We start from the raw sequence: 11,811 nt of genomic DNA on the forward strand, positions 1-11,811 counted from the left end.
CTGGTCAGGACTTGGCAGCTCGTTTGGCCCGGGCTTTCTTGGCCGGCGCCTTTTCGGCGGTGCTCTTCTTCGCCGCTGACTTCCCTTCGCCCGAACGCGCTTTCACGCTCGCCTCCAGCTTGGCCAGCAGGTCGGAGACATCTTCGGTCTCGTCCAGCTCTGCGGGTTGTTCTTCGGCGGTAAATGCTTCCGCGCCTTCGAGTTTGGCGTCGATCAGCTCCTGCAGTTGCTCCTGATAGGTCTCGCGGTAGCGGTCCGGGTTGAAGTCTTCTGCCATCGACTCCACCACTTGGCCGGCCATCTTGAGCTCTGCGGGTTTGATCTCCACCTCCTTGTCCAGCACCGGGAAATCCGGGTCGCGGATCTCGTCTGGCCACAACAGGGTATGCACCACCATGACCTCGCGCTTGCCGAAGTCCTTGACCCGCAACGCCGCCAGCCGCGTCTTGCTGCGCAGCGTGAAATGCACGATCGCCATCCGCTCCGTCTCGGCGAACGTCTTGGCCAGCAGCACATACGATTTAGAGGACTTCGAGTCGGGCTCCAGGAAGTAGCTGCGGTCAATCATCATCGGATCGACTTCTTCGGCTGGGACGAATTCCAGCACCTCGATTTCGCGGCTGCGATCTTCGGGCAACGTGGCGAGGTCGTCGTCGTTGATGATCACCATCTGGCCATCGTCGGATTCGAAGGCGCGGGCCAGGTCGGAGTATTCGACCACCTCGCCACAGACTTCGCATACCCGCTTGTACCGGATGCGTCCGTTGTCCTTGGCGTGCACCTGATGGAACTTGATGTCGTGGTCCTGAGTGGCGCTGTACACCTTGACCGGCACATTCACCAGCCCGAAAGCGATTGAACCCTTCCAGATGGAGCGCATGGAGTCAGTATGCCCAGAACCCGGGTCGGTTAACAGTGTGCGGCAAGCATCACGAGAAATGCCCGTGAAGCGTCCTCGGTGGATCACGTAAAAATGCCCGCGAAACGGTCGATCCTTGGCAGGCATGGGAAGTGGGCTGTCGATGTCGTCTCGGGCCGAGATCACCGCGAAGTTCGCCAGGGGGTATGTGGGGGTGCCGAAGGCGGGCAAGGGGCAGATTCTGGATCAGGTGGTGGCGGTCACCGGCTGGTCGCGTGACAACGCCCGGCGGCGGTTGAGGGCGGCGGCCGCGCCGGCGGAGCGGGTCGGCAGGTCGCCAAACGGATTTGCCGGCAACGCAATCCGAAGTACTCTAGGATGCGCTCAAGGTGTTGCAGAAGGTGTGGGCGGCCTCAGGCGGGCAGTGCGGCCGGTATCTGGCCGCTTCCATGGCACTTCAGTTGGATGCTCTAGAACGCCACGGCGAACTGGTGGACGGCCGTGACCGTTACGGCCCGGCGGTGCGTGCCGAGCTGTTGGCGATGAGCAGCGCCACGATCGACCGCTACCTGCGCGGCGCCAAGGCCCGCGACCAGATCTCGGTGTGTCGACGACGAAACTCTCCCCGCTGCTGCGGTCCTCGATCACCATCTGCAAAGCAGGCGATGAGGCCGAAGAATCTCCGGGTTCTTCGAAGGCGACACCGTGGCGCACTGCGGCCCGACACTGAAAGGTGAGTTCGCCCGCACGGTCAACCTCACCGACATGCACATCGGCTGGGTGTTCACCCGCACGGTGCGCAACAACGCCCACCCCCACATCCTGGGCGCCCTCAAAACCGGAATTACTAAAATCCCTATAAGGTAACGGGTTTGGACTTCGACAACGGCACCGAATTCCTCAATAAGGCGGTCATCAAGTGGGCCGCGGACATGGAGATCTTCTTCACCCGCTCACGGCCCTACAAGAAGAACGACCAGGCCACCATCGAGTCCAAAAACAACCACCTCGTGCGTCGCTACGGGTCTACTACCGCTACGACACCGACGAAGAACGCGCCGTGCTCAACCGGCTGTGGCACCTGGTCAACGACCGGCTCAACTACCTGACCCCCACCATCAAACCCATCGGCTACGGCTGCAGCCGCGACGGTCACCGCCGCCGGCTCTACGACAAGCCCCAGACCCCCCCCTGGACCGGCTGCTGGCCGCCGGAGTCCTCCCAGCGGCCCAACAAACAGAGCTGCTCACCTACCGCAACAGCCTCAACCCCGCCGCGATCGCCCACCAGATCGCCGACCTGCAAGCCGCCCTGCTCAGACTCGCCAAAGACAAGACCGAACAGCTCTACCTCGCCGCCATACCCGCCGCTCTACCCGCCCTCAAAGCCGGCATCCGCATCAAAAGCAAGACCACCAGCTGACCCCGATTTCGCGGGCATTCCTTACGTGATGCATGAACCAGGTTTCGCGGGCATCTTGACTTGATGCATCACGGTGTGCCGCGGCACCGGAGTCCTGCTGCCTGTCCCAGCCCCGGTCAGCTCGCGAGCGTGCGTGTCGGTACGGCGACACGCCGCGTCACGCGGCATTTCGTGCACCCTCGCCGGGCCCGATTGTGGGCGTGCGGTGGTCATCGCGACTGCCGCAGGTCGGCCCGATAGGGCAGATCGGCGCCGGCACGGGCAACGGTCAACGCCGAGGTCAGGGCCGCGATTTCGAGGGCAGAGGTCAGCGCCGACACCCCGATCTTGCGCAACTGGGTGCGCCGGTCGGCACCTAGCAAGCCCTGCTCCCAGAGCGTGTCGAGCAGACCGGCCATGAACGCGTCTCCGGCCCCGACGGTATCGACCACGCGAACCGGCTGGGCGGGCACACTTGCCGGGCCGGCCGCGCAGGACGCCAGTGCACCCTGATCGCCCAACGTCAGCGCGACAATCGCGGGGCCGCAGGCCAGCCAGGCCCGCGCGGTCTGCTCCGGTGGCTGGGTGGGGTCAATCCAGTGCAAGTCTTCGGCACTGGCCTTGATGATGTCGCTGCGCTCGACGAGGCGTTGGATGCGTTCCCGGGTCAGGTCCGGGTCGGCGCTCAGCGACGGACGCACATTGGGATCGAAGCCCACCGTGGCCGCGGCCCGATAGGCGTCGAGCAGTGCCGCGACCGCCAAGCATCCTGGTTCCCGCACGGCGGCGATGGAACCGGTGTGCACGAGAAGCGGCGGCGCCACGGGGGGCGTGTCGGGTATCTGCCATTCCAGGTCGAACGCGTAGGTGGCCGAGCCGTCGGGGCCGATCCTGGCCGTCGCGGTGGGCGTCCGATCAGCCGTCTGGCTTCCCGAAACAAGTTGTACACCTGAGGATTCAATGTACTCGGCGATCCGTCGTCCGCGGGCGTCGCGGCCGATTTGGGTCAGCAGATCGACGTCGCGGCCCAATCTGGCTAGTCCGACCGCGACGTTGAGGGGGCTGCCCCCGACATACTCGGCCGGGTCCGGCCCATCGACGATGTCGATCAGGGCTTCACCGATCACCAGCCCACGTGCCATGGCGACAGGTTACGTTGGCCATATGGGTTCGGCGCAGGCCTGGCCTCCCGTGATGCATCGAGTCAAGATGCCTGCGAAACCTGGTTCATGCATCAGGTAAGGAATGCCCGCGAAATCGGGGTCAGGTGGTGGTCTTGCTTTTGATGCGGATGCCGGCTTTGAGGGCGGGTAGAGCGGCGGGTATGGCGGCGGGGTAGAGCTGTTCGGTCTTGTCTTTGGCGAGTCTGAGCAGGGCGGCTTGCAGGTCGGCGATCTGGTGGGCGATCGCGGCGGGGTTGAGGCTGTTGCGGTAGGTGAGCAGCTCTGTTTGTTGGGCCGCTGGGAGGACTCCGGCGGCCAGCAGCCGGTCCAGGGGGGTCTGGGGCTTGTCGTAGAGCCGGCGGCGGTGACCGTCGCGGCTGCAGCCGTAGCTGATGGGTTTGATGGTGGGGGTCAGGTAGTTGAGCCGGTCGTTGACCAGGTGCCACAGCCGGTTGAGCACGGCGCGTTCTTCGTCGGTGTCGTAGCGGTAGTAGAACCCGTAGCGACGCACGAGGTGGTTGTTTTTGGACTCGATGGTGGCCTGGTCGTTCTTCTTGTAGGGCCGTGAGCGGGTGAAGAAGATCTCCATGTCCGCGGCCCACTTGATGACCGCCTTATTGAGGAATTCGGTGCCGTTGTCGAAGTCCAAACCCGTTACCTTATAGGGATTTTAGTAATTCCGGTTTTGAGGGCGCCCAGGATGTGGGGTGGGCGTTGTTGCGCACCGTGCGGGTGAACACCCAGCCGATGTGCATGTCGGTGAGGTTGACCGTGCGGGCGAACTCACCTTTCAGTGTCGGGCCGCAGTGCGCCACGGTGTCGCCTTCGAAGAACCCCGGAGATTCTTCGGCCTCATCGCCTGCTTTGCAGATGGTGATCGAGGACCGCAGCAGCGGGAGGGTTTCGTCGTCGACACACCCGAGATCTGGTCGCGGGCCTTGGCGCCGCGCAGGTAGCGGTCGATCGTGGCGCTGCTCATCGCCAACAGCTCGGCACGCACCGCCGGGCCGTAACGGTCACGGCCGTCCACCAGTTCGCCGTGGCGTTCTAGAGCATCCAACTGAAGTGCCATGGAAGCGGCCAGGTACCGGCCGCACTGCCCGCCTGAGGCCGCCCACACCTTCTGCAACACCTTGAGCGCATCCTAGGAGTACTTCGGATTGCGTTGCCGGCAAATCCGTTTGGCGACCTGCCGACCCGCTCCCGGCGGCGCGGCCGCCGCCCTCAACCGCCGCCGGGCGTTGTCACGCGACCAGCCGGTGACCGCCACCACCTGATCCAGAATCTGCCCCTTGTCCGCCTTCGGCGCCCCCACATACGCCCTGGCGAACTTCGCGGTGATCTCGGCCCGAGACGACATCGACAGCCCACTTCCCATGCCTGCTGAGGATCGACCGTTTCGCGGGCATTTTTACGTGATCCACCGAGGACGCTTCACGGGCATTTCTCGTGATGCTTGCCGCACCCTGGACAGGCGAATGGTCCGCAGGTGACACTGACCAACGCGGACAAGGTGCTGTACCCGGCTACCGGAACCACCAAGTCTGACGTCTTCGGTTACTACACCGGCATCGCCGAGGTGATGATCCCGCATATCGCCGGGCGCCCGGCGACTCGCAAACGCTGGCCCAACGGCGTCGATCAGGCGTCCTTTTCCGAAAAGCAGCTGGCGTCGTCGGCGCCGGACTGGCTGCCGCGTGCCAGCGTGGTGCACCGGTCGGGAACGACGACCTATCCGATCATCGACAGCGCCACCGGGCTGGCCTGGATCGCACAACAGGCCGCCCTCGAGGTGCACGTCCCGCAGTGGCGGTTCGTTGCCGAGTGGACGTCGAAAGGTGAAATCCTCACGCCCGGGCCGGCCACCCGATTGGTGTTCGACCTGGACCCGGGCGAGGGCGTGACGATGGCCCAACTCGCGCAGGTGGCGCGGGCGGTGCGCGATCTGCTCGCCGACATCGGCCTGAGTACCCTCCCGCTCACCAGCGGTAGCAAGGGCCTGCACCTCTACACCCCGCTCGACGAGCCGGTGAGCAGCAAGGGCGCCACGGTGTTGGCCAAACGGGTCGCGCAGCAACTGGAAACGGTGATGCCGGCGTTGGTCACCGCGACCATGACCAAGAGTCTGCGGGCCGGGAAAGTGTTCCTGGACTGGAGCCAAAACAGTGGTTCGAAGACCACCATCGCGCCGTATTCGCTGCGTGGGCGCGAACAACCGACCGTCGCCGCACCACGCAGCTGGGAGGAGCTCGACGACCCGGGGCTGCGCCAGCTGACCTACGACGAGGTGCTTGCCCGCCTCACCCGCGATGGGGATCTGATTGCGGCGCTGGACGCGGACCTCCCCGGTGACGACCGGCTGCTCAAATATCGAAGCATGCGCAACGCGTCGAAAACGCCGGAGCCCGTGCCCCGAGCCAGACCCGTTGTCGGGCGGGGTAATACCTTCGTGATCCAAGAGCATCACGCGCGCCGTCTGCATTACGACTTCAGGCTGGAGCGTGATGGGGTACTGGTGTCATGGGCGGTGCCGAAAAACCTGCCGGAAACCACGTCGGTGAACCACCTGGCCGTGCACACCGAAGATCATCCGCTGGAATACGCGACGTTCGAGGGCAACATCCCGAAAGGGGAGTACGGCGCCGGCAAGGTGATCATCTGGGACTCCGGCACCTATGGCACCGAGAAGTTCTGCGACGACTCGAGAAACGGTGCGGAAAAGGGGGAGGTGATTGTCAACCTGCACGGCAGTCGAATCTCGGCGCGGTACAGGCTGATTCAGACCAACGGGGACCAATGGCTGGCGCATCGCATGAAGGACCAGACGGTCTTCGATTTCGACACCCTCGCGCCCATGCTCACCACCCACGGTTCGGTGGCAGGTCTCGAGTCGGGTCAGTGGGCGTTCGAAGGCAAGTGGGACGGCTACCGGCTGCTGGTCGAAGCCGACCATGGCGCACTGCGACTGCGCTCCCGCAGCGGACGTGACGTCACCGCGGAATACGCCCAATTAAGTTCAATGGCAACCGATCTCGCTGATCACCACGTGGTGCTCGACGGTGAATTGGTGGCCCTCGACTCCTCCGGAGTGCCCAGCTTCAACGAGATGCAGAACCGGGTGCGCGCCACCCGCATCGAGTTCTGGGCGTTCGACTTGCTCTTTCTGGACGGTCGCTCGCTATTGCGGGCCAGATACCGCGACCGGCGCAAGCTACTGGAAACCCTGGGCAGTGCGGGCAATCTGATTGTTCCGGAGTCGTTGCCCGGTGACGGCGCCGAGGCGCTGGCCTACTCGCACAAGCGCGGTTGGGAGGGAGTCATTGCCAAGCGCCGCGACTCCGGCTATCAACCCGGGCGGCGCTCGTCGGCGTGGATCAAGGACAAACACTGGAACACCCAGGAAGTCGTCATCGGCGGTTGGCGAGTTGGGGAGGGTGGGCGCAGCAGCGGGATTGGATCGTTGCTCATGGGCATTCCCGGCCCGAGCGGTTTGCACTTCGCCGGCCGTGTTGGAACCGGCTTCACCGAACGTGACCTGGCCAACCTCAAGAAGACGCTGGCGCCGCTGCATACCGACGAATCCCCATTCGACGCTGTGCTTCCGGCACGCGAGGCCAAGGGTGTTACGTTCGTCGCGCCGACGCTGGTCGGGGAGGTGCGCTATAGCGAGTGGACCCCCGATGACCGATTGCGGCAATCCAGCTGGCGTGGGTTGCGCCCGGACAAAAACCCGAGTGAGGTGGTGCGTGAATGAAATGGGTGACCTATCGAAGTGCGGACGGTGAGCGTGTCGGGGTGTTGTCCGACGGTTCGATCTACGCCATGGCGCCGGGAGTCGCCCTGCTCGACCTGATCGCACGCGGCGCCGACGGATTACGCGAAGCCGGTCAAAACGCCTTGCGCTCACCGAGTGAGGTGGTGGCTCTCGACGAGGTGACGCTGGCGGCGCCGATACCGCGCCCGCCATCGATCCGCGACTCACTGTGCTTCTTGGACCACATGCGCAACTGTCAGGAAGCGGTGGGAGGCGGCCGGGTACTGATGGATACCTGGTATCGCATCCCGGCGTTCTACTTTGCCTGTCCGGCCACCGTGCTCGGGCCCTACGACGATGCGCCCATGGCCCCCGGAAGCGCCTGGCAGGACTTCGAATTAGAGATCGCGGCGGTGATCGGAACCGGCGGCCAGGATCTGTCCGTCGAGCAGGCCGAGCAGGCCATCATCGGCTACACGATCTTCAACGACTGGTCCGCACGTGACTTGCAGCAACTGGAAGGCTAGCTGCGCATCGGGCAGGCCAAGGGCAAAGACAGCGGAGTCACCTTGGGCCCGTATCTGGTTACCGCCGACGAGCTGCAGGCCTATCGCCGCGACGGCAAGCTGAGTCTGCAGGTGAGCGCGCTGGTCAATGACACGGTCATCGGCTCCGGATCCACCGCGGCGATGGATTGGACCTTCGGGGAAGTCATCTCCTATGTCTCGCGCGGGGTGATGCTGGCACCGGGCGATGTGACCGGCTCCGGCACCGTGCCCACCTGCACCCTCGTCGAGCACCTGACCCACCCCGACTCGTTTCCCGGCTGGCTACATGACGGCGACGTCGTCACCCTCGAGGTCGAGGGTTTGGGGCAGACGCGGCAGCGGGTATGCGCGACCCCGCCACCGCAGCCTTTGGCTGCCCGCGTCAATCCGGATGCAGCGCCCGAGGCCGCCCGGGTCAACCCGGCGCCGCCGCTGGTGCCCTATACCCGTGGGCTGCACCAGGTCGCCGATCGGGTATGGGCGTGGACATTGCCGGACGGCGGATTCGGCTGGAGCAACGCCGGGCTGGTCGCCGGAGACGGTGCCTCGCTGTTGTTGGACACGCTGTTCGATCTGGCGCTCACGCGCGAGATGCTGGACGCGATGCGGCCGATCACCGATGCGGCGCCCATCACCGATGCGCTGATCACCCATTCCAACGGCGATCACACCCACGGCAACCAATTGCTGGATCCTGCGGTGCGCATCATCGCGGCCAAAGGCACCGCCGAGGAGATTGCCGAAGACACCGGTCCCACCTTGCTGACGGTGATGCAGACCATCGACCTCGGTCCGGTCGCGACGAGATTCATGCGGGATCGTTTCGGGCACTTCGATTTCAGCGGCATAAGGCTGCGCAACGCGGATCAGACATTCGACCACGAGCTGACGATCGATGTTGGTGGTAGGCGGGTCGATCTGATCAACCTCGGTCCCGCGCACACCGCCGCGGACTCGGTGGTGCATGTGCCCGATGCCGGCGTGCTGTTCGCCGGGGATCTGCTGTTCATCGGCTGCACACCGATCGTCTGGAACGGGCCGATCGCGAACTGGATAGCGGCCTGCGACACGATGATCGCGCTGGACGCGCCCATCGTGGTCCCCGGCCATGGTCCAGTCACCGACCCGGATGGAATCCGGTCCTTCCGAGGCTATTTCGAGCATGTCAACGAACAGGCCGAGGCTGCCTACCGCAAGGGTCTGTCCTTCGCCGAGGCAATCGAGACCGTCGAGCTTGGAGAGTATGCGGCGTGGCTGGACTCAGAGCGGATCGTGGTCAACATCTATCAGCGCTACCGCGAACTCGATCCCCACACCCCGGAGGTAGAGCGATTGGCGCTGCTGGTCATGCAGGCCGAGTGGGCGGCCAAGGGCGTCTAGCGGGCTAGGTCCTGTCTGCTAATTGCGGACGCGGTGGTAGGTGATGATGGCGGCCAGGGTGGCACCGCTGAGGTAGGTCAGGGCGTATTTGTCGTAGCGGGTGGCGACCGCGCGCCAGTGTTTGAGCCGGTTGAAGCTTCGCTCGACGGTGTTGCGGTGCTTGTAGATTCGGCCTGAGAACCCCGGAGGCCGTCCTCTGTTGCGGCCTTTGGTTTTGCGGCGGGTGATCTGGTCGCTGCGCTCGGGGATGGTGTGGGCGATCTTGAGCCGGCGCAGCTGTGCCCGCGTCGAGTCATGGGAGTTCGCCTTGTCTGCCAGCAGGTGAAACGGGGCGTCTGAGTTGCTGCGCCGGGCGGCCAGCAGTGGCCAAAGCATCGGATTATCACCGGCTTGACCGGCCGACAGTGCCAGGGTGACCGGACTGCACAGCTGGTCGGTCAAGGCGTGGATCTTGGTAGTCAGCCCGCCGCGGGAATGCCCAATGGCGTGGTCATCGGGCTCATGGAGATATTTCTTGTAATTCGACAGATCCCCCCTGTGCGGCGCCCGGGGGCGCGCTCCGGCTGCGTGTTGGTGGGCGCGCACACTGGTCGAATCGACCGACAACAGTGCGCCCAGGTCGGCGTCCTCGGCGTCGAGGTCAGAGGCGATCGCCGCGAAGATCCGCGCGTAGATGCCATCGACCGACCAGCGTAGATGCCTCTCGGCCACCGATTGCCAGGGACCGAAGTGCTCGGGCAGGTCACACCACGGAGATCCCGTACGGTAACGCCAGATAATGCCCTCCAGAGTACGTCGATGATCGTTCCACGGCCGGCCACGCCGCCGCCCCGCAGGCAACACCGCCACGATCAGCGACCACAAATCATCAGAAATCGCATGCGTCCGCATCACCCAAACAGCATCAGCCAAAACACCATTCACATTAAGCAGACACGCCCTAGCCGGGTAACCCGAGTGCGCCGAATATCCGGCCGCCGGCGCCACCGGCACCGGGGATCGCGCCGGCGCCGCCGGCACCGCCGTCCCCGATCAGACCGGCTTTGCCGCCGTTGCCGCCATTGCCCGTGGTGGCACTGACGCCGCCCGCGCCCCCTCCACCGCCCGTACCGTAGAACCATCCGCCGGCTCCGCCGGTGCCACCGCTGCCGCCCACTCCCGCGTCGGAGAACAGCAGGCCATCGCCCCCGGCGCCCCCGGAGCCGCCGACGCCGATCAACCCGGCGGCGCCCCCGGTACCTCCGGTGCCTCCGGCGCCAGCGGGGCTCCCGCCGCTGGCGGTGCCGCCGGTGCCGCCGGTGCCGCCACTGCCGAACAACCCGGCCGCCCCGCCGGCCCCACCGATGCCGCCGACTCCGCCAGTCCGGTTGGCCTCGCCGCCCTGTCCGCCATCGCCGCCGTTGCCGGCGATACCGGAAAACAATCCGGCGTTGCCGCCGTTACCGCCGTTGCCTCCCGAGGCGGAATTATCAGAGCCTTGGGTTCCAGGACCACCGCCGGCCCCGCCGGTGCCGCCGTTGCCCCAGAGCCCGGCGGAGCCCCCGTTGCCGCCGTTGCCGCCCGGCCCGCCATTACTGTTGAAACTTGCCGGCCGACCGGCACCGCCGGCTCCGCCATCACCGCCGTCGCCGCGTAGCAGACCGCCCTGCCCGCCGGCGCCCCCGTTTGCGGCCACACCGCCGTCGCCGCCGATACCGCCGTTGCCGATCAGTCCGGCGTTTCCGCCACGACCGCCGACCTGGCTGCCTGTGGGTACTGCGGGGTCGTTGAGGTTGCCGCCAGCCCCACCGTTACCGCCATTGCCGCTCAGCATGCCGCCGTCACCGCCGGCACCGCCGGCCGCGCCATTGGCGCCTTCGCCACCGGCACCGCCATTGCCGATCAGACCCACGCTCCCGCCGTCTCCGCCGGCCCCACCATTGAAAAAGAACTGCTGTCCCGCGCCGCCGGCACCACCCGCGCCGGCATTGCCGAACAACCCCGCGTTACCGCCGTTGCCGCCGGCACCGCCGCCGATCACGAACGACGGGCTGTCCCCGCCGCTTCCACCGGCGCCGCCGTCGCCGAACAGCATTCCGCCGTGCCCACCGGCCCCGCCGGCGCCGCCCGGCCCGCCAATCCCGCCGGCCCCGCCGTTGCCGATCAGCCCGGCGCTTCCGCCGTTACCGCCGGCCACACCCTGGTTCGTGCCGGGCGCACCGTTGCCGCCGTTGCCGAACAGCAGCCCGCCGTCGTCGCCGCTTTGCCCAGGCGCGGCACCGTCAGCACCGTTATCGATCAGCGGGCGCCCCAGCAAGGCCGTGCTCTGCTGGTTGATCACGTTCAGCAGTTCCTGCAGCGGGGATGCGTTGGCGGCTTCGGCGGCGGAATAGGAGTCCGCCGCACCGCTCAACGATCGCCAGAACTGTTGGTGAAATGCGTTGGCCTCTAAACTGATTGTTCGATAGGCCTGGGCATGGTCGGCAAATAGCGACGCCACCGCGGTCGATATCACGTCGGTACCCGCGGCCAGGATCTCGCTGGTCGAGGGCAGTGCCAAAGCATTGGCGGTGCTCAGGGCCGAGCCAATTCCTTCCAGGTCAGCCGCCGCGGAAGCCAACAGTTCCGGCACTGCCATCACATACGACATGTTTGTCCCTTGTGTTCTGGTGAGTAGGCGGGAAAGTGCAGCGTATCGCGATACCGAACTGCGTCGTCGTGTTCTGC

General features: G+C 65.7%; 13 protein-coding genes and 1 pseudogene. 6 read left to right on the forward strand and 8 right to left on the reverse strand.

The window, feature by feature from the left end; all coding sequences use genetic code 11:
• Nucleotides 1-4: 4 nt before the first annotated feature.
• A complete protein-coding gene (gene ku, locus G6N41_RS08975; protein ID WP_198967792.1) occupies nucleotides 5-880 on the reverse strand; it encodes a non-homologous end joining protein Ku in 876 nt (291 codons plus the stop codon).
• 428 nt (nucleotides 881-1,308) lie between these two features.
• On the opposite strand from ku, the gene G6N41_RS08980 reads away from it, so the two are divergent.
• The 4 genes from G6N41_RS08980 to G6N41_RS08995 are packed head-to-tail and all read left to right on the forward strand — an operon-like array spanning nucleotide 1,309 to nucleotide 2,281.
• The gene (locus G6N41_RS08980) at nucleotides 1,309-1,596 is read left to right on the forward strand and encodes a hypothetical protein (protein WP_198967165.1); all 288 of its coding nucleotides are present in this window, start codon (nucleotides 1,309-1,311) and stop codon (nucleotides 1,594-1,596) included.
• A complete protein-coding gene (locus G6N41_RS08985) occupies nucleotides 1,565-1,726 on the forward strand; it encodes a hypothetical protein (protein WP_198913342.1) in 162 nt (53 codons plus the stop codon). The genes G6N41_RS08980 and G6N41_RS08985 overlap by 32 nt, the downstream gene beginning before the upstream one ends.
• A gap of 5 nt (nucleotides 1,727-1,731) precedes the next feature.
• A complete protein-coding gene (locus G6N41_RS08990; protein WP_198965175.1) occupies nucleotides 1,732-1,968 on the forward strand; it encodes a hypothetical protein in 237 nt (78 codons plus the stop codon).
• The gene (locus G6N41_RS08995; protein WP_231608889.1) at nucleotides 1,934-2,281 is read left to right on the forward strand and encodes a hypothetical protein; all 348 of its coding nucleotides are present in this window, start codon (nucleotides 1,934-1,936) and stop codon (nucleotides 2,279-2,281) included. Before G6N41_RS08990 ends, G6N41_RS08995 begins: the two co-directional genes overlap by 35 nt.
• A gap of 209 nt (nucleotides 2,282-2,490) precedes the next feature.
• Here the strand turns inward: G6N41_RS08995 and G6N41_RS09000 are convergent, their stop codons facing one another.
• The 5 genes from G6N41_RS09000 to G6N41_RS09020 form a co-directional block, all read right to left on the reverse strand.
• Entirely contained in the window at nucleotides 2,491-3,402 is a 912-nt protein-coding gene (locus G6N41_RS09000) for a carbohydrate kinase family protein (RefSeq protein WP_198967166.1), read from the reverse strand.
• Between the two features lie 121 nt (nucleotides 3,403-3,523).
• On the reverse strand, nucleotides 3,524-4,072 hold the full coding sequence (locus tag G6N41_RS09005; RefSeq protein WP_231608890.1) for a hypothetical protein: 549 nt from the start codon (nucleotides 4,070-4,072) through the stop codon (nucleotides 3,524-3,526).
• A 10-nt stretch (nucleotides 4,073-4,082) separates the two neighbouring features.
• Nucleotides 4,083-4,238: a hypothetical protein gene (locus tag G6N41_RS09010; protein ID WP_198965232.1), complete on the reverse strand. Its 156-nt coding sequence runs from the start codon at nucleotides 4,236-4,238 to the stop codon at nucleotides 4,083-4,085.
• Nucleotides 4,214-4,495, reverse strand: coding sequence for a hypothetical protein (locus tag G6N41_RS09015; protein ID WP_198965176.1), 282 nt, complete (start codon nucleotides 4,493-4,495; stop codon nucleotides 4,214-4,216). The genes G6N41_RS09010 and G6N41_RS09015 overlap by 25 nt, the downstream gene beginning before the upstream one ends.
• Before the next feature lie 72 nt (nucleotides 4,496-4,567).
• Nucleotides 4,568-4,783: a hypothetical protein gene (locus G6N41_RS09020; protein ID WP_198968072.1), complete on the reverse strand. Its 216-nt coding sequence runs from the start codon at nucleotides 4,781-4,783 to the stop codon at nucleotides 4,568-4,570.
• A 96-nt stretch (nucleotides 4,784-4,879) separates the two neighbouring features.
• On the opposite strand from G6N41_RS09020, the gene G6N41_RS09025 reads away from it, so the two are divergent.
• Complete coding sequence (locus tag G6N41_RS09025) at nucleotides 4,880-7,177, forward strand: ATP-dependent DNA ligase (RefSeq protein ID WP_198967167.1); 2,298 nt, start codon at nucleotides 4,880-4,882, stop codon at nucleotides 7,175-7,177.
• A pseudogene (locus G6N41_RS09030) lies at nucleotides 7,174-9,105 on the forward strand (fumarylacetoacetate hydrolase family protein). The gene G6N41_RS09025 and the pseudogene G6N41_RS09030 overlap by 4 nt, the downstream one beginning before the upstream one ends.
• Before the next feature lie 18 nt (nucleotides 9,106-9,123).
• On the opposite strand, the gene G6N41_RS09035 reads toward G6N41_RS09030, so the two are convergent.
• Nucleotides 9,124-9,999 (reverse strand): IS5 family transposase, encoded by an 876-nt coding sequence (locus G6N41_RS09035; protein ID WP_407663795.1) that lies wholly within the window; start codon nucleotides 9,997-9,999, stop codon nucleotides 9,124-9,126.
• A 46-nt stretch (nucleotides 10,000-10,045) separates the two neighbouring features.
• Complete coding sequence (locus tag G6N41_RS30270; RefSeq protein WP_198967168.1) at nucleotides 10,046-11,734, reverse strand: PE family protein; 1,689 nt, start codon at nucleotides 11,732-11,734, stop codon at nucleotides 10,046-10,048.
• Nucleotides 11,735-11,811: the final 77 nt, after the last annotated feature.

The sequence above is a fragment of the Mycobacterium shottsii genome, assembly GCF_010728525.1.
Classification (GTDB): Bacteria; Actinomycetota; Actinomycetes; order Mycobacteriales; family Mycobacteriaceae; genus Mycobacterium; species Mycobacterium marinum.